This window comes from Aminobacter sp. GW821-FHT11F06 (assembly GCF_058808215.1).
The window spans coordinates 508,862-532,678 of the sequence record NZ_JBXARL010000003.1; the positions used below are offsets into that span (position 1 = coordinate 508,862).

The following is a 23,817-nucleotide window of genomic DNA, read 5'->3' on the forward strand; positions in this document are numbered from 1 at the left end:
CGCGACAACAACACGATATGACTGCTGCAATCACAATGAACATGCAGGAGGCAAAAATGACACTGCAACTGACAGGCATCCACCATCTGACCGCAATCACCGCGGACGCGCCGGCAAATCTGCGGTTTTATACCAACACGCTCGGGCTTCGGCTGGTCAAGAAGACGGTCAACCAGGACGACACCAGCGCCTATCACCTGTTTTATGCCGACGGCGAAGCGACGCCCGGCACGGACATTACGTTCTTCGACTGGCCGGTCGGACGCGAACGTCGCGGCACCCACAGCGTCGCCCGCACCGGCTTGCGGGTTTCGGGCGAAAACAGCCTGACCTGGTGGCGCGAGCATCTCCAGCAGTCAGGCGTGGCACATGGCGAGATCGCCGAAATCGGCGGCCATCGCGCGCTCGATTTCGAAGACGCCGAAGGCCAGCGCTTCCGGCTGATCGACGATGGCGGCAAGGGCGATGCCCATCCGTGGAGCAAGAGCCCGGTTCCAACTGAGCACCAGATCAGGGGGCTTGGGCCGATCACGCTCAGCGTTCCCGACCTTGCGCCGACCGAACTCGTGCTGACCAAGGTGATGAACATGCGCCAGGTGCGCGACCACGCGCTGGCCGACGGCAATGGGCATGTCCATGTCTTCGCCATGGGCGAGGGTGGTCCGGCGGCCGAGCTGCATGTCGCCGTGCAGCCGAAGCTGCCTGCGGCCCAGCAGGGCGCGGGTGCCGTGCACCACGTCGCCTTCCGCACGCCGGACATCGACTCCATGCATGAATGGACCGAGCGGCTGGCAAGCGTGCGCCTGCCGTCGAGCGGCGAGGTCGAGCGCTACTACTTCCGCTCGCTCTATTTCCGCGAGCCCAACGGCATCCTGTTCGAGATCGCCACCGACGGCCCCGGCTTCACCGCCGACGAGCCGCTTGAAACGCTTGGCGAGCGGCTGGCGCTGCCGCCCTTCCTCGAGCCCAGGCGGGCCTCGATCGAAGCAGGACTAAAGCCGCTCGTTTGAACGGCATCTGCCGGGGGGCTTGATCCTCCCGGCAGCCTCATGAGGGCATGGAGTGAAGGAAATGACCAAACTTGTCGGCATATCGGGCAGCTTGAGGCACGGCTCCTACAACGCCGCCTTGCTGCGCGCGGCGGTAACGATGACGCCTGAAGGGGTGGATCTGCATGCCGCCTCGATCCGCGGCATTCCGCTGTACGACGACGATGTCGAGGCGGCGGAGGGTATTCCGGACGCCGTCGCCGAGCTCAAGGATCTTGTTGCCGGCGCCGACGGGCTCATGCTGTTCACGCCCGAATACAACAACTCGATCCCCGGCGTGTTCAAAAACGCCATCGACTGGATGAGCCGCCCGGCAAGCGACATCAAGCGGGTGTTCGGCGGCAAACCTGTCGCCGTACTGGGTGCCTCGGGCGGAGGGGGCGGCACTGTGCTCAGCCAGAATGCATGGCTTCCGGTTCTGCGCACGCTGGGAACCAACCCCTGGTTCGGCGGACGCATGCTCGTCGCCCGCGCACACAGCGCCTTCGACCAGACCGGTGCGATCACCGACGATGGCGTGCGCCAGCAGTTGCAGCAATTCGTCGATGGCTTTGCCGAGTTCGCTGAACGGGCGAGGCAAGTGCGCTAGACAGGCGAATTGTGGCTGTCGTCCTCAGAATTGCTTTCCAACCTTGAGGCCAAAGGCGTGGCTCTGGCCGACACCGCCGACGGCCGTGCGGTAGTCGAACCTGGCCGTCCAGTCGTTGTTCAAGGAAGCGTCGAGCGATGCCCCCAGCGTGACATGGTCGCTGCCGCTGTCGTCGGTCCGGTAGCCGTAGCGCAGCACATCGATGTCGGCATAGCCGAGGCTGACCTGGCTCGAACCTTCGAAATCATGGACATATTCGACCCGCGCGCCTGGCTTCAGAACACCCCAGTCGGTTGCAACAGCGTATTCGAGCCGAAGCCCGGCAACGCCCGAGAGCGTGTCGACGCTCTGGCTGCCATATTTCAGCAGGTAGGCGTCCTTGCCGCTTTCAGTGAAGCTGTCGAGCCATGACCTTGAGAAATCCAGCCTGCCATAGGGCGAAACGAGCCAGGCATCGTTGCGTTTTTCATAGCTGGCCGTGACCGAGCCGAAGATCTGGCTGCCATTGCGCTCGCCTTGTGCGAAATTTCCGCTCGGCGTCTCAAAGCGCGCGCTGGAGAAATCGAGCCAGCTGCCGCCAAGGAGCGCGTCGATGAACGTTGCCTTGAGCGGCGAATAGCTGGCGTAGACAGCGCCGCTATAGGCGTTCGCGCGGCTTTCGGTTCCGTTCGAGCCGACATCGGTCGCATCGCGGCCGTAGCCGAAGCCGAAACCCGCCACCAGCGTCTTCGAAAAGCGGTAGTCAAAGCCGCCGCTGACACCTACCGTGGTGTAGTCCAGGCTCAGCTTGCCGTCGTCGCGCTTGCCGAAATTGACGAAACCGCCCGTCCATACGGCAAGCTTGCCGAGGTCGACGTCGATTGGCTGCGTCGCCGGCTGCTTGGGCTTTTTCTCGTCGGATGCGTAATTGTGCATCGAAAAAGCCGGTGTTCCATCGGACTGGGTCGCCGGATCCTTGCCCAGAAGATCTTTGAATGCCTGCTCTTCCTCGCTCTGCCGGTCGTTGCCGGAATAGCCCAGCCTGACCGCCATGGAGTTGCGGCGGCGGTCGCCTTCATCATGCAGCTGCTCGAGCCGCGAATTGAAGTTTTGCGTCTGGTTGTCGGCAAAACGCTTGGCGCTGTCGGCCTGTGCTGTCAGCAGGCCGATGACCTCAGTGTCCTTGGACGGATCGGGGCGGCCCTTGACGTCGAAATAGATCGCGGTCGGGGCGGAGGTGGCCACGGCACTGCTCAAGGTGAAGACGACGGTCGCTGAGCCTTCGAACGTGGCGTCGGAGGCGAAAGTGAGCTGGGTGCCGGCGATCGAGGCCTGGCCCGCGGCCACAGGCGACGCCGAAACCAGCGCCGCTGCGGTAAACGGACCGCCGCTCGCGCCTTCGGTCAGGTCGACGACAACCTGCTTGCCTGCATCGACGCTGATGCGCCGCGACACCGCGACGGGGGTCACCAGGCTCACATTCACCGTATATGCCTGCGATATGGGGAAGGACAAAGCGTCCTTCGCTTCAATGGTGAAAGCGAACGAGCCGGCCGCACTCGGCGTGCCCGACACAGCGCCGGTCTGGCTGTCCAATGTCAGCCCCGTTGGCAGGGAACCAGCGCTGATGCCGAACGTGTAGGGTGCCGTGCCTCCGGTGGCGGCCAGCGTCTGCGAATAGGCCTGCCCGGTTGCGCCATCGGGAAGCGAGGCCGTCAGGCTCATGGTTGGGGCGTTGATCGTATAATTGTTCGACTTGACGGTTCCGCTGCCAGCATTTCCGAAGAAATCCGACACGCCCGACAGGTCCAAGGTGACCACGTTGTTTGCGTACGACCCGGAGTTCGCTGCGGTCAGCGTGGCGGTCCATGTGACGCCGCCGTCCGAGGACGATACAGCTGACAGCGTGCCGTTCGCGACGGTCAGATCGGCATTGTCGAAGCCGACCGCGCCCTGCGAGAAGGTGATCGTCACCAGCGATGTCCCGCTATTGGCAAGCGATGGGGTGGCGATGACGACGGTCGCCGTCGGCTGCTGGGCATTGAGTTCGTAGTTGTTTGAATCGACAGTACCGCTGCCAATATTTCCGGCCGCGTTTTGCACGCCGGTCATGTTCAGAGTGATCACATTGGTCGCGTCAGTTATGTCGGCTTTGGGCGTGAATGTTGCCTTCCATGTTCTGCCGCCGTCTCCCGAGCCAACTGATGACAACGTACCGTTGGCGACGGTCAGGTCGGCGTTGGTCAAGCCGGTCACGTCTTCAGAAAAGGTGATGGTCACATCAGCTGTTCGACCAATGCCAATCCTTGACGGGGCAACGACGAACGTTGTTACCGTCGGGCGAACGGTGTCGATTGTAAAAGTGGCCGAATTGGCAGATCCAAGGCCGGCATTACCGGCCTTGTCGGTTACGCCGGTCATGGCCAGGGTGATCAGATTGGTCGTGTCGGCTACGTTTGCCCAAGGCGTGAATGTTGCCGTCCAAGTGATGCCGCCGTCGGAACTGGACACCACAGTCAGGGTGCCATTCGGGACTGTCAGGTCGGAGTTGTCGAAATCGACGACCGCCTCCGAAAAGGTGAACGTCGCCAGCAATGTCTGGCCGGCTAGAACGGTGTTGCTTGTCAGGGAGATTGCCGCCGTCGGCCGCAGGTCATCGACTGCATAATTGTTGGAGTTGATGGTCCCAGTGCCGGCATTGCCGGCCACGTCCGCTACGCCGGTCATGTCCAAAGCGATCACATTGGACGGCTGGGTTATGCCTGCTATGGGGGTCAAGGTCGCGGTGTATGTAATGTTGTCTGAGGTGGACAGTCCTGACAGGACACCATTGTCAACGAGCATGTCCCCGATAGAGAAACCAGCTACCGCCTCTGAGAAGGTGATTGTCACCAGGGACGTCTGGCCAATTCCGAGCGAAGTGTCCGCAACGTCAATTGTTGCCGTCGGTCGCTTGGTGTCGATCGCATAATTGTTGGAATTGACCGTTATGCCGGAAAAGTCCAAGGCGATCACATTGATCGGGGCAGTTATGCCCTGTGAGGGTATGAATGTTGCCACCCACGTTAGGCTGCCATCTGACGTGGACACCGCCGTCAGGGTTCCGTTGGCGATGCTCAGGTTGGCGTTGCTGAAGCCGATTGCCGGCTGATCGAAGGTGATTGTCACCAACGATGTTTCGCCAATCCTAAGCGCATGGTCTGCGACGGAGACCGTGGGAGGTGCGCTGCGCGCCACCGCCGGCCAGAGCGCGCAAAGCACAAGCAGCAGGGCCAGCGCCGAAAAGAATCGCGCTGATGTCGCAATCGCACGTTGCGTTGCCTGATGCCTCATCTGCCGCCCCCAAGCCATGCACAGTCTGACCGGGGCCGCGATCATGGCTGGCATGGTCGCGGCTGCATCCTCAAGGCAGTGAATGGCTGACAAAAATAGTTGAATCGCCCGCGCGGACTGAAAACCTGTCCTTGCGGCAAGTCAAGGGCGTTCGATTCCTTTAAGGCAGTCGAAGGTTAAATTTGAATTTCGATCGGCGTTGCTTGGCCGGGCGCGACGTGGTGATCGGCTGCGGCAATCCCGTGCCCAATTCGTCGCAGCGTCCTAGCCGCCGCTGATTGCCGTCAGTACGAAACCTCGACGCCGGGCCTGAGTCGCGTCTTCAGCGTAGCGCGCTCGCCTTCGACAAAGACGTTCATGTGCTTGCGGATGGCGGGCCTGGAGTCGCAAATGCGGTCGCGCATGCCGGGCCAGCTCTTGTCGAGTTCATCGACCATCTCCCTGACGGTCGAGACCTTCATCTCCACCCGCCTGATGGCACCGGGGAACAGATCAACCAGCACGCCGGGCAACCGCACGACAACGGGCGCTGTTTCGGCCCGGGCGTCCGGCTTGCCTGCGGGGGAGGGCTTGCCGTCCACGGCTACCGCACCCCGTCAATCGTCGACAACAAGTGTTTCCACCGACAGGATCGCCGGCAGGTGCTGGGTGATGCTGCTCCAGCTTTCGCCCTCGTCGGCACTGGCGAAAAGCGCGCCCGAGCTTGTGCCGAAATAGACGCCGGCAGGCTCCAGCCGGTCGGTCGCCATGGCTTGCCTGAGCACGCCGATATAGGCGTTTTCCTGCGGCAGGCCGTTGCGCATCGCTTGCCATTCGGCACCGCCATCGCGCGTGCGCCACACCGCTGCCTTGGCGTCGGGCACGTAGCGGCCGGCGGAGTCGCCGTTGAGCGGCACCAGATAAAGCGTTTCGGGATCGCGCGGATGGGCGGCCGCCGGGAAGCCGAAGGTCGAGGGTAGGCCCTTTTCGATGCTGACCCAGCGCTTGCCGCCATCGTCGGAGCGGTACATGCCGCAATGGTTCTGCTGGTAGAGCCGGTCGGACATGCCAGGCGCCATGACCAGATTGTGCACGCACTGGCCGAATTCGGGATAGTTCTCGCCCTCGGGCATGAAATCGGCGCGGGTGCCGAGATTGCGCGGCTCCCAGCTCTTGCCGCCGTCGCCGGTGTAAAACACGCCGGCCGCCGAAATGCCGATCCAGATGCGGTCGTGGTCGTTGGGGTCGATCACCAGCGAGTGCAGGATCAGGCCGGCGCCGCCGGGGTTCCAGTGCGGCCGGGACGGGTGCTTCTGCAACGCCTCGACGTGGCTCCACGACTGGCCGCCATCGTCGCTGCGGAACAGCCCCGCCGGCTGCACGCCGGCATAGAGGCTGCCATTGGCCTGGGCCAGGCTCCACACCGCCTTGATCGGCTCCTCGCCCTCGGCATAAGCGAGGCCCTCGCTCGAATGCGTCCAGCTCTCGCCGAGATCCGTCGATTTCCATACCGCCGGGCCGAACCATTCGTTGCCGCCTGCGCCATAGATCGCGCCCGTCGCCTGGTCGGCGACGACATGGTTCATCGGCCAGGTTTCGCAAAACGGGCCGCGCAGTGTCCAGCTGCGCCGCGCCGCGTCGCTTTGTGCGATGAAGGCGCCCTTCTTGGTGCCAAGCAGGACAAGGACTTTCTCTGCCATTGCTCTCCTCCACAGCGCCGATCTTCAGAAATTGATTCCGGATCGGCGTCTAGCGCATTTCAAATGCTGCGTTTTCCAGGCCTGGCCGACGTGGACGTCCGGCGCCACCCGAAAGCCTGCCGGTAAAGCGCAGCAACAATAATGCCAAAGCCGAGGCGGGAACAACTTGGCGTCGCCAAGCTCCTGACAAACGGCCCGCACAGCCGATGGCGCTGACATTCGTGTTGACAGGCGGCCATAATTCAATACCCGTCGAGCGTTAGTTATAAGTGGTTCGCTTGCGCGGGAGATCAATCAGATGACCATCAACGTCGCTCCGGTGGGCTTGACGCGCGATCTTGTCGAGCGCGAAAAGTCGGGCAAGCCGATCCGCATCGGCCTGATCGGTTGCGGCGAGATGGGCACCGACATCGTCACCCGCGTGGCCCACATGCCGGGCATCGAGATCGGCGCCATCTCCGAGCTCCACCCCGAAGCGGCGAAGAGGGCGGCCGAGATCGCCTATCAGGAGCCGGGCCATTCCCGCGAGGTGTCGAGTGCCGCGGCGCTGGCCGACGCCATCGAGGCCAGGAAGATCGCCATCACCAATGACGTCGATCTCATCTTGAACAGCGGCCTGATCGACGTCGTCATCGATGCGACGGGCGTTCCGGCCGTCGGCGCCGAGATCGGCCTGCGCGCCATGGAGCACGGCAAGCACCTTGTCATGATGAATGTCGAGGCGGACGTCACCATCGGCGCCTATCTGAAATCCGAGGCCGACCGGCTCGGCGTCACCTATTCGCTCGGCGCCGGCGACGAGCCGTCGTCCTGCATGGAGCTGATCGAGTTCGTGTCGGCGATGGGCCACACCGTGGTTGCCGCCGGCAAGGGCAAGAACAACCCGCTCAACATCGACGCCATCCCTGACAACTATGTCGAGGAGGCGACGCGGCGGAACATGAATGTGCGCATGCTTGTCGAGTTCGTCGACGGCTCCAAGACCATGGTCGAGATGGCGGCGATCGCCAACGCCACCGGACTTGTGCCCGACAAGGCCGGCATGCACGGCCCCTCGGCCACCCTCGACCAGCTGTCCAAGGTGCTGGTGCCTCAAAAGGACGGCGGCGTGCTGTCACGTGTCGGCGTCGTTGATTATTCGATCGGCAAGGGTGTTGCTCCAGGCGTCTTCGTCATCGCCGACATGTCGCATCCCAGGATTTCCGAGCGCATGGAAGATTTGAAGATGGGCCACGGCCCTTATTTCACCTTCCACAGGCCCTATCACCTGACCTCGCTCGAGGTGCCTTTGACCTGCGCGCGCGTGGTGCTGCACGGCAAGGCCGACATGGTGCCGCTGGCAAAGCCCGTCGCCGATGTGTGCGCTGTCGCCAAGAAGGACATGCAGCCGGGCGAAAAGCTCGATGCCATCGGCGAATATTGCTACCGCGCCTGGATCATGACCGCACCCGAAGCGCGCGCGGCAAAAGCGATCCCCTGTGGCCTGCTGCAGCGCGGCACGGTGACGGCGCCGATCAAAAAGGGCGAACTGATCACCTACGCCAACGCCGCCGTCGAGCCGGGCTCGAAGATCGCCGAGTTGCGCGCGCGGCAGGACAGGCTGGTTTACGGGGAGTAGGTCGGCGGGCCGGGCGTAGGGATGCGATGTTCAAGCGCCAAGGTCTGAAATGTCATGTGCGCCGTATGGCTGGAATGCGCCAGAAGCAGAGCTTGCAGATCGCCCCGCGCACCGCAGGCTGCCACGAGTGAAGACGGCATGCACTCAAGTTCAGTCGGTTTATTCACCTTCACTTCCCAGCTCTTGTGGATAAACTTGTTGATCTGTAGATGTAAGTTTTGAGCGGCATATCGCAGATCGCTATATTTGGTCAGCTGAAATTTTTGACATCGGCGTTTACATCTGCGCGGACTATTGGGGACGGAGATGGACTCGCAGGACGACCCACTTGCTGAGGACATTGTCTTCATCTTTGATGAGTGCAAGCGCATCATGGACATGGGGCGGGATGTGTTCAAACACTTGCCCAAGGAAGAATTATTCTTTGACCTGCCGCATCCGTCAGGCCAAAGGAAAATGCTTTGCGGGCGTGCTGCTGCAAAGCGTGTCACCAAGCTCGCCGATGAAGCTGGCCGCCGTGTTGGACTATCGCGCCGTGTTACCCACCAGACGCTGCGGAGGCCAACCGAAGAACTATTGGTCCAGCGTTTCATCACGGAGGGTCGGGAATTAAGCAGTAAGCAGATTGACCGTTTTCTGGCATCGGTTGGACGCAAGGCGCGTGACGCCTGCAAGGATATTACTCACTTTATCCCTTGCACGCTCATGACCGCGCAGGACCCTGAAGTGCTAACAGTCGGCCCCGTCGTTTTTCACAATAGGGCAAGTTTCCGGCGTAAATTCCTTACGCACGTAAAGGGCTATGGCAAAGACGAAGAAGATGAGCGGCGCCGTGAACATTCGCGCCGGCTCATGTTCGCTGCGGCAAGGTTCTACCGGCAGTTCGATTGGGTAGCTGAGATCACCGTGCGGGGCTGTGACTCGAAAACTTCGGCGGAAATCGCCGAACAAGCGGCCACGTCGGCGCTAGATTGCCTGCACCTGATTTTCCGAGCGCAGTACTCAAACAAAATGCGTGTCGGCGGACCTGCTTTGCGCAATGACCGCCGTGCAGGAGTGACGATCGGCAAGGACGGCAAGATGCACCCACGCGGATCAGCGTCGTGGGCCGGGCAGGGCAATTTCCCTGATGGATGGAGCAATCGGCTCGAAGATCCACGTCTTGCGCATGTGCTAGCCCTGTCCGGCCTTGCGCTTGAGGCTGCTGTCGATCCCGACTTGTCGCGACCGGTCAGCCGGCGGTTCCTCGATGCCGCACAGTGGTTCGGCGAAGCATCGCGTGATGATCGCCCTGCGACCCGCGTCGTGAAATACGTCACCGCCTTGGAGCGCATGGTGATGACCGATGAAATGGATGACATCGCTAAGCTGGTATCAGAGCGAGTCGCGGCACTCTGCTGCAACCGCGCCGATGCTTCCGATCGACAGAAATGGCTTCATGATGCCCGCGTCATCTACGACCTGCGCTCGCGGCTTGTTCATGGCTCGATGTCGCCTCGCGACCCGGTCATCGAATCCGGCGTGTGGCTCGCCGCCCGCATAGGCGAGGAAACGCTCTTGAACGCGCTTGCCGCGTTGGGTGTCGTGGGACTGAAAGCAGAGACGGTTTCTACCAAGCGGCTAGCCAAATGGTACAAGGGCGTCGTGGAGACAATCGATAACGTTGAGACCGCTGCCGCGCGGCAACTTCATTCTCTCGACCACCCCGCCTGACGGCAAGCCGCGTCTGCTTAGGCTTAGCCAAGCGCCCAGTCGGGCCCCGAATAGGACCCGCACTCTGCCGCCTAAGCCTCCAGCGCCCCCGACCGCGCGTCTTCGCTGGCACGAGTGCCGACCAGCTTGACCAGATCGTCGCCGGCGCGCGTGGCGCGGTGTGAGCGGCGGGTCAGGATGTAGCCGTCCTGCGGTGCGAAGACGTCCACTCGGCCGCCATCCTCGCCGGGCGCGCGTATGATGGTGGCGATGCGCGCGCCTGTCTTGACGGTGTCACCCGGCTTGACGTGGTAGAGGATCGCGCCGGCGCAAGGGGCTGATACCATCTCGATATGGTCGATGGGAGCGATCACGCCCGCAAACGTCTTTTTGGTTTCGACCGAAGTGTCGGCAATCACGCCGCGCGCCACCAGCAGCCGGTAGAGCCCTTCGGCGTCGGCTTCGGCAATGGCTGAATCAACGTCGGAGACGCCGCGATATTCGACCGTGGTGACGACGCGGCTTTCGAGCCTGGCTTCCTTGCGCGGCATTTTGAGATAGGGGTGCAGCGAGGCCTCGTCGAAGGACGAGCCCGACTTGCCGCCCCACAATATGACCGCGTCGACGCCCATATTCGCCGCGCAGTCGGCCATTGCCGGCCACAGTTCCTCGGGCACGTAGAGATAGGCAACACCTTCGTCGTCGCAGTGCAGGTCGAGCACGATGTCGTGGCCGAGCGAAAGCTTGAGCAGCCGCGCCTTGAGCCGCTTGTCGGCCGTCATGGGCACGTCGTCGCCGGGCAAAAGCGTAGCATCGGGCCGTTCGAGCAGCGGAAAATCGCGGTTGTAGTTGACGCGTGTGCCGAGGTCGAAGCGGCCTTGCGGGGCACCGAACAGGAGCTGGTTGGCGCCGATCGGGTTGGCGCGGGGGACGACCGTCAGCTTGCCGCGAATGCGGCCCTCGACGTTGGCCTTGCGCAGCTTCGGCATCAGCGCGTCGATGGCAACGACCCCGGGCAACTCGTCGCCATGCAGTGCCGCCTGGATGTAGGCGGAGGGTGCTGCGGCCAACGACCCGGCGAAGCGATAGACCGGGAGTTCGTAGGCGAGGCCTTCGCTGTCGCCCCTGATGGTCTCGACGGTCTTTTTCATCTTTTGTCCTTCGATGCGTTCGTTGGCCAGCGATAGACCAGACAGCCGGCTCCGCGTCCTGATCCAGCGTGATCAAGCCGCCGCACCAGAGCTAGCTAGATCCTAAGCCCGTATCGCTGCCCCTCACCCTTACCCTCTCCCCGTAAGGACGGGGAGAGGGGGCGTCGGCGTCGCGGCCATCCTCCTTCTCCCTGTTCTTTACGGTGAGAAGGTGCCGGCCCTTCGATAAACTCAGGGTCGGATGAGGGGCAGCGCTGCCTCACAACCCTCAGACAGCCGAGCCCCATTGCTTCATCAGTGCCGCCGAGCGGGCCAATTGGGGGGCCGTATGAAATTCGTGGCCGAGCTTGGCCGCCGCCCGCCAGGGCCAGCGCGGATCGGCAAGCAGCGCGCGGCCGAGCGCCACCATGTCGGCGCGGCCTTCCCGGATGATGCCGTCCGCCTGCACCGGCTGGTCGATCATGCCGACCGCGCGGACCGGAATGCCAGTTGCCTTTTTCACCGCTTCGGCGAGATGGACCTGGTAGCCGGGGCCGGTGCGCAGGCTCTGATGCGGCGAGTTGCCGCCGCTTGAACAGCAGATATAGGCGACGCCTGCATCGCGATAGGCCTTGGCGACCTCGATCGCCTCGTCGAGGGTGAAACCGCCGTCGACCCAGTCGGTCAGCGACATGCGCGCCCCGAGCATGAGGCCAGGCACGGCTTCCGCGACGCGGCGCGCGACTTCGAGGGGAAAGCGCATGCGGTTTTCCAGCGATCCGCCCCATTTGTCGGTGCGCTTGTTGGACAGCGGCGACAAGAACTGGTGCAGCAGATAGCCATGCGCCGAATGCAGCTCGATGAAGTCGAAACCGGCGCGCTCGGCGCGCTTTGCCGCCGCAACGAAATGGCCGATCGTGTCTTCGATGCCTTGTTCGTTCAGCGCCTGTGGCACCTGCCATCCCTCGGCATAGGCGATGGCGGAGGCAGACACGACGGGCCAGGCGTCCTGGTCCGGGCCGAGCGGCCCCGAGCCTTCCCAGGGCAGGTGGTTTGAGGCCTTGCGGCCGGCATGGGCCAGTTGCGTGCCGAATTTCGTGCCCGGCGACGCCACACCCTTGGCCGCGTCGAGCGCCCATCTGGCGGCCGCCTCGTTGGCGTCGGAATAAAGGCCGAGGCAACCATGGCTGATGCGGCCGCGCCGCTCGACGTCGGTCATCTCGACGGTGACCATGCCGGCGCCCGACATCGCCAGGTTCATCCAATGCTGGAGATGCCATACCGATGCCGAGCCGTCATTGGCCGAATACTGGCACATGGGGGCAACGGCGATGCGGTTGGGAAAGTCGAGTTGGCCAAGGGTAACAGGCGAAAACAAATGGGCGGTCATGGTGGCTCCTGGGGGCTGGACAGGGCGAATGTAAAGCGTTTGAAGCCGCCGGCAACCGTGTTGCATGAAGCCACGCCGTGCTAACAGTCGGCGCGATGAATGCTGTGCTGCGGTGAGGGGGGAAGATCATGAAGTCAAGAGACAAGCTCGAAGCGATCCTGGCGCGGCTTGGCGCGCGCGCCAAGGACGAGCGGGTCTTCGCCAAACTCTACGGCGAAGCCGCGCGGGCTGCGGCAGACGCCGCCGATGCCAGGGCAAGGGCAGGGCTGTCGCTTGGGCCGCTCGATGGGGCGATCGTCTCAATCAAGGATCTGTTCGACGTCGCCGGCGAGCCGACGCTCGCCGGCTCGGTGCTGCGCCGCGATGCAGAGCCTGCGGCGCAGGATGCCATGATCGTTCGCCGACTGCGTCGGGCAGGGGCGGTGATCATCGGCAAGACCCACATGACCGAGTTCGCCTTCACAGCGCTCGGCCTCAACCCGCATTACGGCACGCCCGGCAATGCCGCCGATCCGACGCTGATCCCCGGCGGCTCGTCGTCGGGTGCGGGCGTTTCGGCGGCCGAAGGCACCTCCGATATCGCCATAGGCTCGGATACCGGCGGCTCGGTGCGCGTGCCCGCCGCGCTCAACGGCGTTGTCGGCTTCAAGCCGACGGCGCGGCGCGTGCCGCTTGACGGCGCATTCCCGCTGTCGCCATCGCTCGACTCCATCGGCCCGCTCGCCAAGACAGTCGCGCAGTGCATCGCCGCCGATGCCGTCATGGCAGGCAAGGAGTTTGGCGAACTGTCGCCGCTGTCGCTGTCTGGTCTGCGCATCGCCGTGCCGCGCGGCCGCCTGCTCGACGGGGTTGAAGCGAGCGTCGCTTCAGCTTTCGAGCATGCGGTGAACCAGCTCGCGGTAGTAGGGGCTGCTGTCACCGAATGCGTCATCGATGATCTGCTGGCCGAGTTCCGCGCGGCAACGCGCTCCGGATCTATTGCTTCGATCGAAGGGGCCGCGGTCCACGCCGACTGGCTCGCCAATGGCGCATCCGTGCCCATCGACCCCAATGTCAGCGGTGCATTGGGCCGGGCGATGTTGGTTCCGGCGGTCAGCTATATCAGGACCATGAACCGGCGCAGGGAACTCGTCGCCGACATGGACGCGCGGCTGTCGGCTTATGACTTCATCGTCATGCCGACGACGCCGGTCACCGCCCAGCCGATATCGGAGATGCTGGCCGATGGCGCCCATGCCGACCGTACCGAAGGGCTGTTGTTGCGCAACACCCAGGTCGCCAACCAGTTCGATCTCACCGCTTTGTCGCTGCCGATGCCCGACATGGCGCGGCCGGCGGGGCTGGCGCTGGTCGGCCGGCGCGGCCACGACCGACGCCTGCTTGCGGCGGGGCTCGCGGTCGAGGCGATGCTGCGCGAGTAGGAGGGGGCCGACCCTCCCGGGCACTTGCGGAGCCGGGTCAAATAGTGGTCACTTAACAAAGTGGCCGACCGGAATCGTACGAGGAGAAAACTGATGCCATCGACAATGAAGGGCCCGGCGATCTTCCTCGCCCAGTTCGCCGGCGACGTAGCGCCATTCAATTCTTTGAAATCGATTACATCGTGGGCGGCGGACCTCGGCTACAAGGGCGTGCAGATTCCGACGCCGGATGCCCGCCTGTTCGACCTGGAGAAGGCGGCGACGTCGAAAACCTATTGCGACAAGATCAAGGGCATCTGCGCCGACGCAGGCGTCGAGATCACCGAACTGTCGACGCATCTGCAGGGCCAGCTTGTCGCTGTGCACCCCGCTTATGACGCCCAGTTCGACGCGTTCGCACCGGCAGCCGTCCACGGCAATCCGGCAGCACGGCAGAAATGGGCGGTCGAGCAGATGAAGCTTGGCGCCAAGGCCTCGCAGAATCTTGGCCTCAAGGCGTGCGTGTCGTTCACCGGGGCGCTGGCGTTTCCTTATCTCTATCCCTGGCCGCAGCGGCCGGCGGGGCTGATCGAGGAGGCTTTTGCAGAACTCGGCAAGCGCTGGACGCCGATCCTCGACGCTTATGACGATGCCGGCGTGGATCTCTGCTTCGAGCTGCATCCGGGCGAGGACGCCTTTGACGGCGTCACCTTCGAGATGTTCCTGGACGCGGTGAAGGGCCACAAGCGCTGCAACATCAACTATGACCCGTCGCATTTCCTGTTGCAGCAGCTCGACTATCTCGCCTTCATCGACATCTACCACGAGCGCATCAAGGCGTTTCACGTCAAGGATGCCGAGTTCAATCCGAGCGGTCGCCAGGGTGTCTATTCCGGTTATCAGGGCTGGCTTAACCGTGCCGGCCGCTTCCGCTCGCTCGGCGACGGCCAGGTCGATTTCTCCGGCATTTTCTCGAAGCTGGCGCAATATGGCTACGACAGCTGGGCGGTGCTGGAGTGGGAATGCTGCCTCAAGCACCCCGAAGACGGTGCGGCCGAAGGCGCGCCCTTCATCGAAAGCCACATCATCCGGGTGACCGACAAAGCCTTCGATGATTTCGCTGGCGGGACGACGGATCGGGCGGTGTTGAGGAAGATGATGGGGATTTGAACTCGCGCTGCCCCCTCATCCCCCTGCCGGGACCTTCTCCCCGCAGGCGGGGCGAAGGGGCGAGCGGCGGCGTCGCGGCCAGCCTCCTTCTCCCCGTCACTATACGGGGAGAAGGTCCCGGCAGGGGGATGAGGGGCAGGATCAACATATCAAGGGGAGGCAAACATGGCCGGTGCATCGAAATCGGAGAGCGGTAGCGGGCCGATCCGCTACGGCATGGTCGGCGGCGGGCAGGGCGCCTTTATCGGCGGCGTGCACCGGATCGCTGCGCGCATGGACGGTGATTTCCAGCTGGTGGCGGGCGCGCTGTCGTCCAACCCGGAGCGGGCGAAAACTTCCGCCGCCGAGATCGGGCTCGACCCCGAGCGCAGCTACACCTCGTTTGCCGAGATGGCCAAGGCCGAGGCCAGGCGCCCCGATGGCATCGAGGCGGTGGCGATCGTCACGCCCAACAACATCCATTTCCCCGCCGCCAAGGCGTTCCTCGAAGCCGGCATCCACGTCATCTGCGACAAGCCGCTGACGGCGACGCTTGCCGAGGCCAAGAAACTCGCCGCCCTTGTCGAAAAGACCGGAAAGGTGTTTGTCCTCACCCACAATTACACCGGCTATCCGATGATCCGGCAGGCACGCGAGATGGTCGCCAAGGGACTGCTCGGCGATATCCGCGTCGTGCAGGCCGAATATCCGCAGGACTGGCTGACCGAGGATCTAGCCGCCACCGGCCAGAAGCAGGCGTCGTGGCGCGCCGACCCCAAGCAGTCGGGCGTCGGTGGCGCCACCGGCGACATCGGCACGCATGCCTACAATCTCGCCCGCTTCGTTACCGGGCTGGAGCTCGACAGCCTGTCTGCCGATCTCGACGCCTTCGTGCCGGGCCGCCTGCTCGACGACAATGTCAATGTCATGCTGCGCTTCAAGGGCGGCGCCAAGGGTATGATCTGGGCAAGCCAGGTTGCGCCCGGTCACGAGAACGGTCTCAAGCTGCGCGTCTATGGCGCCAAGGGCGGCATCGAATGGGTGCAGGCCGATCCGAATTATCTCTGGTACACGCCTTTCGGCCAGCCCAAGCAGCTGATCACCCGTGGCGGCGTCGGTGTCGGGGCGGCCGCCGCGCGCGTCACCCGCGTGCCGTCGGGCCATCCGGAAGGCTATCTCGAAGGTTTCGCCAACATCTACCAGGAGGCGGCCCGCGCCATCCGCGCGGCGCGCAAGAAGGGCGGCAAGCCGGCCAAGGACGTCATCTATCCGACCGTTCAGGACGGGGTCGAAGGCGTCGCCTTCGTCGAAGCCTGCGTGCGCTCGTCAAAGAAGAACGCCGCCTGGACCAAGCTTTAGTCAGGTGGCCTGCGCCGCTGTTTGACCTATGTCAAAACCTTAGCGGTGGTACATGCTAAACTTTCCCCAACGTCATCGAGAAAGGGGAATTTTATGTATAGCCACGTTCTTATTGCGACTGATGGATCGATCATTGCCCAAAAAGGTGTCGAGCATGGCCTCAAACTGGCCAAGAGCGTCGGAAGCAAGGCCAGTGTCGTCATCGTGACAAAGCCGTTTCCTCTGCAGGGTACGACGGTGACCGGCTGGGTGGCGGGCGACAACGATATCCGCCGTTACGACGCCAGCCAGAAGGAATTTGCCGACACGGTTCTGGGGGCTGCCAAACAAGTGGCCGACAAGATCGGCATCGCCCCCGACCTTGTCCAGGTTACGGCCGATTCAGCCGCTGAGGCCATTGTGGAAAAGGCAGAGGAGCTTGGATGCGACCTGATCGTCATGGCCTCTCATGGTCGCCGCGGCGTTGGCCGGTTGCTCCTCGGTAGCCAGACAGCCAAGGTTGTCCAGTACGCCAAGACGCCGGTCCTCGTCGTGCGCTGATCAGCCTGGCATTTTGACCCTCCCCCGCACGGGGAGGGCGGGCTTCGATGCCCTCGCTATGCCTGTTCCGCGACCTTCGGAAACACCTTCCAGCGTTTTGGCCTGAATGCCACGCGGCTTTTCTGGGCAGCGGGATGGCCGACCGGCAACTCAATCTCGACCCTTTCCCTTCCGCCGCCGATTTCGAGTTCGACGCGGCGGGTGCCGGCGACGCGGCGGCTTGCGGCGACGGTGCCGGCGATGCAGCCATTGCAGTCGTCGAGCAGTTCGATGTCGTGCGGGCGGAAGTAGAGGACAGCCTCGCCATCGGGCAGGTCGTGGGTGGCAAGCCCGATCGGCCGGTCTGATATCCAGACCTCACCGTCCTCGATCTTGACCGGCAGCGAACTCGATTCACCGATGAAGCCGTAGACGAAGGGCGAGTTGGGGGTGTCGTAGACCTCGTCGGCGGTGCCGATCTGCTCGATGCGGCCCTGGCTCATCACCACGACCCGGTCGGCGAGTTCGAGCGCTTCTTCCTGGTCGTGGGTGACAAAGATGGTGGTGTGGCCGGTGGCGTCGTGGATCTCGCGCAGCCAGCGCCTGAGTTCGCGCCTGACCTGGGCGTCGAGTGCGCCGAAGGGTTCGTCGAGCAGCAGCACCTTGGGTTCGATCGCCATGGCGCGGGCGAGGGCGACGCGCTGGCGCTGGCCGCCCGACAGCTGGGCGGGATAACGTTTTTCCAGGCCCGACAGCTGGACAAGGTCGAGCAGTTCGGAGGCCCGTCGACGGATCTCGGCCCTGGTCGGGCGCTTGGCCGACGGCCTTACCTTGAGGCCAAAGCCGATATTGTCGGCGACCGTCATATGGCGAAACAGCGCGTAATGCTGGAACACAAAGCCGACATTGCGCTCTTGGATGGTGCGGTTGGAGGCATCCTCGTCGCCGAAAAAGATGGTGCCGCGGGTTGGCCGCTCGAGCCCGGCGATGAGGCGCAGCAGCGTGGTCTTGCCCGAGCCGGAGGGGCCAAGCAGGGCGATCAGCTCGCCCGACCTGATGTCGAGCGAGACATCGCGAAGTGCCGGAAACTTGGCGAATTCCTTGCGCACATTGGCAACGCGAACTTCCATGGTCGACCTCTGTCAGTGTCCGCGCGTGGCGGCGATCTCGGCCCCGTAGCGGAGCTCGAGAAGGGTTTTGAGCACAAGCGTCACAAGCGCGAGGCCGGCGAGCACGGACGCCACGGCAAAGGCACCGACGGCATTGTATTCATTGTAGAGGATCTCGACATGCAGCGGCATGGTGTTGGTCAGGCCCCTGATATGGCCCGAGACCACCGACACCGCGCCGAACTCGCCCATGGCGCGCGCATTGCACAGCAGCACACCGTAAAGCAGGCCCCATTTGATGTTGGGCAAGGTCACATGCCAAAAGGTCTGCCAGCCATTGGCGCCGAGCGACAAGGCCGCCTCCTCATCGCCGGTGCCTTGTTCCTGCATCAGCGGGATCAGTTCACGCGCGACAAAGGGGAAGGTGACAAAGACGGTGGCGAGCACGATGCCGGGCACGGCAAACAGAATGACGATGCCGTGCAGCTTGAGCCAGGGGCCCAGCAGGCTCGAGGCGCCGAACAGCAAGACATAGACCAGGCCGGAAATGACCGGCGACACCGAAAACGGCAGGTCGATCAAGGTGGTGAGGAAGGCCTTGCCCTTGAACTCGAACTTGGCGATGGCCCAGGCGGCAGCAACGCCAAAGACCAGGTTGAGCGGCACCGAGATGACCGCGACAAGCAGCGTCAGCTTGATCGCCGAAATGGTGTCGGGCTCGTTGATGGCACTGAGGAAGGGCCCAATGCCGCGCGAAAACGCCTGCTCGAACACCACCACCAGCGGCAGCAGCAGGAAGATGGCGAGGAAAGCGAAGGCGATCAACATCAGCGCCGCACGCGCCAAGGGCCGCTCGGTCACGGCAAGCGACGCATGCGCGTGATAGGCGTCGGCGGGGTAAAGCTCAGGATCAGCCATAACGTTTGCGGGTCCGCGCCTGGATGAGGTTGATGATCAAAAGCATCAGGAACGACAGCGCCAGCATGATCGTGGCAATCGCGGTGGCGGCGGCATAATCATATTCCTCAAGCCTAATGACGATCAAAAGCGGCGCGATCTCGGAGACATAAGGCAGGTTGCCGGCAATGAAGATGACCGAGCCGTATTCGCCGACACCACGGGCGAAAGCCAGTGCAAAACCGGTGATGACGGCAGGTGCCAGGCCGGGAAACAGCACTTTGGAAATGGTCTGGAAGCGGTTGGCGCCCAAGGTGGCCGCGGCTTCCTCGACCTCCTTGTCGATCTCTTCGATGATCGGCTGCACGGTGCGCACGACAAACGGCAGGCCGATGAAGACAAGCGCGATGACGATGCCCAAGGGCGTATAGGCGACCTTGATGCCGAGCGGTGCCAACAGCGCACCCATCCAGCCTTTGGGCGAATAGAGCGTGGTCAGCGCAATGCCCGCGACCGCCGTTGGCAGCGCGAAGGGCAGGTCGACCATGGCGTCGATGATGCGGCGGCCGGGAAAACGGTAACGCACCAGAACCCAGGCGACGATGGTGCCGAACACGACGTTGATCGCGGCGGCGATGAACGCGGTGCCAAAGCTGATCTCGAGCGCCTTGACGGTCCTGCGGTTGGTGGCGATGGCGAAGAAATCGGCCCAGCCGAGCGAGGCCGAACGCCAGACGAGCCCCGACAAAGGGATCAGGATGATGAGCGTGAGGTAGGCAAGCGAGAAGCCGAGCGTCAATCCGAAACCCGGAATGACGCTCGGCTGTCTGAACCGCCACCCCGCAAAGGCGGGTGATGTGGTCATATCGTCCTGGTCTTTGCCTTACTGGGCCGGCTTGTAGATCTGGTCGAATATACCACCATCTCCGAAGTGATAGGGCTGCGCCTTTGCCCAGCCGCCAAAAATCGGATCGTCGATGGAAACCAGCTTCAGCTTGTGCTGCTGCTGCAGGTCGGCGGCCGGCACCAGTTCGGGCTTGGACGGCCGGTAGTGATGCTTGGCGGCGATCGTCTGGCCTTCCGCCGAATAGAGGTAATTCAGGTAGGCCTCGGCCACCTTGCGGCTGCCCTTCGCATCGACATTGGCGTCGACCACGGCAACCGGCGGCTCGGCCAGGATCGACTGCGGCGGGAAGACGATGTCGAATTTTTCGGCGCCGAACTCGTCGAGCGCCAGATAGGCTTCGTTTTCCCAGGCCAGCAGCACGTCGCCCTGTTCGCGTTCGGCGAAGGTCACCGTCGAGCCGCGCGCGCCCGTGTCGAGGATCGGCACATGGGCAAACAGGTTGGCGATGTATTCCTTGATCTTGGCCTCGTCGCCACCGAATTGGCCGTTGGCCCAGGCCCATGCGGCGAGATAGTTCCAGCGCGCGCCGCCCGAGGTCTTCGGGTTCGGCGTGATGACCTGGACGCCGTCCTTGATCAGGTCGCCCCAATCGTTGACGCCCTTGGGATTGCCCTTGCGCACCAGGAAGATGATCGTCGAGGTGTAGGGCGAGGCGTTGTTGGGCAGGCGCGAGCGCCAGTCCGGATTGATCTTCTTCGACTTCTCAACGATCGCGGTGATGTCGCTTTCGAGCGCCAGCGTCACCACGTCGGCGTCGAGACCGTCGATGACAGCGCGGGCCTGCTTGCCCGAACCGCCATGCGACTGCTGGATCGTCACCGTCTCGCCGCTCTCGGCCTTCCAGTGCTTGGCGAAGGCTTCGTTGTAGTCCTTGTAGAGCTCGCGGGTCGGGTCGTAGGACACGTTGAGGAGCGTTGTATCGGCGAAGGCAAAGCCCAGGCCACCGAGTTGGACCGCGCCGGCCAATAGCGCCGAGAGCAGTATCGATCTGCGTGAAGTGGTCATTTCCGCCTCCGTTCGAATATGGTTCTACTCTATCGAACTGGTAGAAATTAGATGCACTGAATGTTCCGTATTTAGCCCCGCATGGGCAAAATACGGCCATGCTGAGTGCCTGCCGGAAATTTTTTTGCTCGCTTAAAAATTCCCGCAAAGCACACCCGCGTCGTTCGGGGACCGAAGACACCGGCAATCAGAAGTAGGGGAGCGAGTTGCGCGCGGCAAGGGTTGGCTTCGGGAGGGGTGCTTTGTTGGGCACGCTGCGGGATTTGCGTTTCACCCGAAACACCCTGCACTGACATTTCTAGCACGACCGTCACGGCATGGATCCCCGGGCCTCCGCACGTCGCTTCGCTCCTGCTCCGCCCGAGGATGACGAGCTCATCTGACGTTTCCGCCAATCTCCAACGTCTGCGATTGGCGAGGTCCTCATGCATTCGTCATCCGGGTCTGCGCTACGTCGTTTTGCTCCTGCTTCGCCCAAGGATGACGGGCGTCATCTGACGTTTACGACAATCTCCAACGTCTGCGATTGGCGACAGTCCCATGCTTTCGTCATCCGGGTCGGCGTTACTTCGCTTTGCTCCTGCTCCGCCCGAGGATGACGGGCTTCATCTGACGTTTCCGACAATCTCCAACGTCTGCATTCGTCATCCTCGGGTTGGAGCGCGAGCGAAGCGAGTGCGGAGATCCCGGGGATCCATGCCGTGACGGTCGCGAAGCCAATGTCGGCGCAGAAGAATTGGCGCTTAGGCGCGCTTCAATATTCCTGATCCCGACTCGTGACCTATTCGACAAACACCTTCACGCTTGCCGCGCGACCAATCGCGTCGATCACCGTCAGCGTCGAATAGCCGGTGCCGTCGGGTTGCCAGGTCGCGGTGCGGCGGCGCTCGATCGACGTCAGCGGCTTGCCATTGGCGAGCCAGCGGAACGGGGCGCGGCCGCCTTGGAGCTTGAGCACCAGCGGCGCCGCCCCGGCGGACGCCGCGCCCAATTCGACACGCGCGCCGTCGGGCGGGAAGATGATCTGCGGTGAGGGTTCGGTGACTGCGGCGACGGCGGGCAACTGTCCAGCCGAGCTGAAACGTTCGAGCGTCACCGGCAGGTCGGCGCGGACCGTGCGCAGCGTTCCGGCCGGGGCGCGCGGCAATGCCATGGCCGGCACGCCGGAGCGCGAAAACGCTTCAAACAGGATCGGCGCCGCCGAGACATATCCCGACAGGCCGGGCACGGCGCCGGCATCGGGCCGCCCGGCCCAGACGCCAAGCACGTAGCGGCCGTCATAGCCGATCGACCAGGCGTCGCGGTAGCCGTAGGAGGTGCCGGTCTTGTAGGCGATGGTGCGCTTGGCAGCACCCTCCGGCGGCTTGATGCCAGACAGAATGTCGCCGATTTGCCAGGCTGCCTGCTCTTCCAGGATGGTGCCATTGGCCAGAGGGGTAGGGACGGCCGCCTCCGCCCCGTCGCGCAGAATCTTGGCGCGGCCGCCATTGGCGAGCCCGGTGTAGAGCTGGACGAGATCGCGCAGGGTCACACCGACGCCGCCGAGGCCGATGGCAAGGCCGGGCACCTCGTTCGGCGGCAATTGCGGCACAATGCCGGCCTGGCGGAAACGCGCGGTCAGCCGTTGTGGCCCGACCGCGTCGAGCAGGCGGATCGCCGGCACGTTGAGCGACAGCTGCAGCGCTTGGCGCACCGACACGTCGCCCTGGTAGCTCATGTCGAAATTCCTGGGCCGGTAGCCGGCGAAATCGGCCGGCCGGTCCTCGATCAGCGTTTCCTGCGCCACCAGTCCCTGTTCGAAGGCGAGGCCGTAGATGAACGGTTTCAAGGTCGAGCCGGGCGAGCGCACCGTCCTGGTCATGTCGATCCAGCCCGAACGCGAGGCGTCGAAGAAATTGGCCGAGCCGACTTCGCCCAGAATCTCGCCCGTCATCGCGTCGGCCAACACCATGGCGACCGAAATTCTGGGGCCGAGCCGGGTGGCTGCTTCGCGCGCCACGACTTCCAGGCCTTCCTGCACGCTTTTGCGCAATGTCAGCTGGTGCCGGTCGGTGCCGGGCTGGTTGCGCAAGGCGCTATCCGAGGCATGCGGCGCCAGTGTGGGGAGAGCCAGCCGCATGGCGGTCACGTCTTCAAGGGCGGCCCGCGCCGCTTCGTTTTCGCCGAGCAGGCCCGCTGTCACCATGCGGCCGAGCACCCGGTCGCGCGCGGCCTGCGCATTGTCTGGGTTGCGGTCGGGCCGGCGCCTTTCCGGCAGCTGCGGCAGCGCGACCAAAAGGGCTGCTTCGGAAACGGTCAGCCGCTTGGGCTCCTTGCCGAAATAGGCGAGCGAAGCGGCGCGCACGCCTTCGAGATTGCCGCCATAAGGTGCAAGCGTCAGGTAGCGTTCGAGGATTTCGCGCTTTGTCAGCCGCCGCTCGATCTGCAGCGCGCGGGCGAGCTGCTTGAGCTTGGAGCCAAAACTGCGCTCGGTCCGTGGCTCGATCAGCCGCGCCAACTGCATCGACAGCGTCGAGCCGCCCGAAACGATGCGGCCGTTGGTCACGAATTGCTGGGCCGCGCGCCCCAGCGCCAGCACGTCGACGCCCTCATGTTCCCAGAAGCGCTTGTCCTCATAGGCGACGAGCATCTTGACCAGTTGCGGGTCGACCTGATCGAGGCTTGTGCCAAGGCGCCAATGCCCGCTCGGGGTTGCAAAGGCGCGCAAGAGCTGGCCGTCGCGGTCGACAACTTCGGCGGACACCACGAGCTTTTCCGGCAGCGGTGGCGGGAAGGCCCGGTCGAGGGCGTAGAGGCTGGCAGCGGCGAAGGCGCTGAGCGCGGCAATTGCAGCGCCGAACTTGGCCAGCTTGCGCGGTGTCTTTCCGATCGGGCGCATCGCTGCCCCTCATCCCCTGCCGGACCTTCTCCCCGTAAGGACGGGGAGAAGGAGGCTTGCCGCAATGCCGACGCCTCCCTCTCCCCGTTCTTCACGGGGAGAGGGTAAGGGTGAGGGGCGGCGCTGCGGGTGGCC

General features: G+C 63.6%; 18 protein-coding genes. 8 read left to right on the plus strand and 10 right to left on the minus strand.

Annotated features, from left to right (window positions below; all coding sequences use genetic code 11):
* The first annotated feature begins 56 nt into the window (after positions 1-56).
* The gene (locus tag AC1RTB_RS10380; RefSeq protein WP_492877351.1) at positions 57-1,010 is read left to right on the plus strand and encodes a ring-cleaving dioxygenase; all 954 of its coding nucleotides are present in this window, start codon (positions 57-59) and stop codon (positions 1,008-1,010) included.
* A gap of 61 nt (positions 1,011-1,071) precedes the next feature.
* Positions 1,072-1,638, plus strand: coding sequence for an NADPH-dependent FMN reductase (locus AC1RTB_RS10385; RefSeq protein ID WP_492877349.1), 567 nt, complete (start codon positions 1,072-1,074; stop codon positions 1,636-1,638).
* Positions 1,639-1,662: 24 nt separating this feature from the next.
* Here AC1RTB_RS10385 and AC1RTB_RS10390 read toward each other — a convergent pair whose 3' ends face one another.
* The 3 genes from AC1RTB_RS10390 to AC1RTB_RS10400 all read right to left on the minus strand — a co-directional run bounded on the left by AC1RTB_RS10390 (position 1,663) and on the right by AC1RTB_RS10400 (position 6,629).
* Complete coding sequence (locus AC1RTB_RS10390; RefSeq protein ID WP_492877348.1) at positions 1,663-4,950, minus strand: Ig-like domain-containing protein; 3,288 nt, start codon at positions 4,948-4,950, stop codon at positions 1,663-1,665.
* Between the two features lie 284 nt (positions 4,951-5,234).
* Entirely contained in the window at positions 5,235-5,531 is a 297-nt protein-coding gene (locus tag AC1RTB_RS10395; protein ID WP_492877346.1) for a MoaD/ThiS family protein, read from the minus strand.
* Between the two features lie 15 nt (positions 5,532-5,546).
* Positions 5,547-6,629, minus strand: a complete 1,083-nt coding sequence (locus AC1RTB_RS10400) for a WD40/YVTN/BNR-like repeat-containing protein (RefSeq protein ID WP_492877344.1) — start codon at positions 6,627-6,629, stop codon at positions 5,547-5,549.
* A 298-nt stretch (positions 6,630-6,927) separates the two neighbouring features.
* Here AC1RTB_RS10400 and AC1RTB_RS10405 point away from each other — a divergent pair, with 298 nt between their 5' ends.
* The gene (locus AC1RTB_RS10405) at positions 6,928-8,247 is read left to right on the plus strand and encodes an NAD(P)H-dependent oxidoreductase (RefSeq protein ID WP_492877342.1); all 1,320 of its coding nucleotides are present in this window, start codon (positions 6,928-6,930) and stop codon (positions 8,245-8,247) included.
* A gap of 306 nt (positions 8,248-8,553) precedes the next feature.
* The gene (locus AC1RTB_RS10410; RefSeq protein ID WP_492877341.1) at positions 8,554-9,960 is read left to right on the plus strand and encodes a hypothetical protein; all 1,407 of its coding nucleotides are present in this window, start codon (positions 8,554-8,556) and stop codon (positions 9,958-9,960) included.
* 71 nt (positions 9,961-10,031) lie between these two features.
* Here AC1RTB_RS10410 and AC1RTB_RS10415 read toward each other — a convergent pair whose 3' ends face one another.
* Together AC1RTB_RS10415 and AC1RTB_RS10420 are read right to left on the minus strand one after the other, a co-directional pair.
* Positions 10,032-11,090 carry a M14 family metallopeptidase gene (locus AC1RTB_RS10415; RefSeq protein WP_492877339.1) on the minus strand — a complete coding sequence of 353 codons (1,059 nt, stop codon included), beginning with the start codon at positions 11,088-11,090 and terminating at the stop codon, positions 10,032-10,034.
* A gap of 268 nt (positions 11,091-11,358) precedes the next feature.
* Positions 11,359-12,459, minus strand: coding sequence for an NADH:flavin oxidoreductase/NADH oxidase (locus tag AC1RTB_RS10420; protein ID WP_492877338.1), 1,101 nt, complete (start codon positions 12,457-12,459; stop codon positions 11,359-11,361).
* A 128-nt stretch (positions 12,460-12,587) separates the two neighbouring features.
* Between AC1RTB_RS10420 and AC1RTB_RS10425 the strand changes: the two genes are divergently transcribed.
* The 4 genes from AC1RTB_RS10425 to AC1RTB_RS10440 all read left to right on the plus strand — a co-directional run bounded on the left by AC1RTB_RS10425 (position 12,588) and on the right by AC1RTB_RS10440 (position 16,907).
* Complete coding sequence (locus AC1RTB_RS10425; protein WP_492877336.1) at positions 12,588-13,880, plus strand: amidase; 1,293 nt, start codon at positions 12,588-12,590, stop codon at positions 13,878-13,880.
* Between the two features lie 93 nt (positions 13,881-13,973).
* The gene (locus AC1RTB_RS10430; RefSeq protein ID WP_492877334.1) at positions 13,974-15,029 is read left to right on the plus strand and encodes a sugar phosphate isomerase/epimerase family protein; all 1,056 of its coding nucleotides are present in this window, start codon (positions 13,974-13,976) and stop codon (positions 15,027-15,029) included.
* 165 nt (positions 15,030-15,194) lie between these two features.
* A complete protein-coding gene (locus AC1RTB_RS10435; RefSeq protein WP_492877332.1) occupies positions 15,195-16,367 on the plus strand; it encodes a Gfo/Idh/MocA family protein in 1,173 nt (390 codons plus the stop codon).
* Positions 16,368-16,388: 21 nt separating this feature from the next.
* Positions 16,389-16,907, plus strand: a complete 519-nt coding sequence (locus AC1RTB_RS10440) for a universal stress protein (RefSeq protein ID WP_492877330.1) — start codon at positions 16,389-16,391, stop codon at positions 16,905-16,907.
* Positions 16,908-16,963: 56 nt separating this feature from the next.
* On the opposite strand, the gene AC1RTB_RS10445 is transcribed toward AC1RTB_RS10440, so the two are convergent.
* The 5 genes from AC1RTB_RS10445 to pbpC all read right to left on the minus strand — a co-directional run bounded on the left by AC1RTB_RS10445 (position 16,964) and on the right by pbpC (position 23,682).
* Positions 16,964-18,016 (minus strand): sulfate/molybdate ABC transporter ATP-binding protein, encoded by a 1,053-nt coding sequence (locus AC1RTB_RS10445; protein WP_492877328.1) that lies wholly within the window; start codon positions 18,014-18,016, stop codon positions 16,964-16,966.
* Between the two features lie 12 nt (positions 18,017-18,028).
* The gene (gene cysW, locus AC1RTB_RS10450) at positions 18,029-18,913 is read right to left on the minus strand and encodes a sulfate ABC transporter permease subunit CysW (RefSeq protein WP_492943789.1); all 885 of its coding nucleotides are present in this window, start codon (positions 18,911-18,913) and stop codon (positions 18,029-18,031) included.
* Positions 18,906-19,757, minus strand: coding sequence for a sulfate ABC transporter permease subunit CysT (cysT, locus tag AC1RTB_RS10455; protein ID WP_492943809.1), 852 nt, complete (start codon positions 19,755-19,757; stop codon positions 18,906-18,908). The genes cysW and cysT overlap by 8 nt, the downstream gene beginning before the upstream one ends.
* 18 nt (positions 19,758-19,775) lie before the next feature.
* Entirely contained in the window at positions 19,776-20,804 is a 1,029-nt protein-coding gene (locus AC1RTB_RS10460; protein ID WP_492881470.1) for a sulfate ABC transporter substrate-binding protein, read from the minus strand.
* Positions 20,805-21,585: 781 nt separating this feature from the next.
* The gene (gene pbpC, locus AC1RTB_RS10465) at positions 21,586-23,682 is read right to left on the minus strand and encodes a penicillin-binding protein 1C (RefSeq protein WP_492881469.1); all 2,097 of its coding nucleotides are present in this window, start codon (positions 23,680-23,682) and stop codon (positions 21,586-21,588) included.
* Positions 23,683-23,817: the final 135 nt, after the last annotated feature.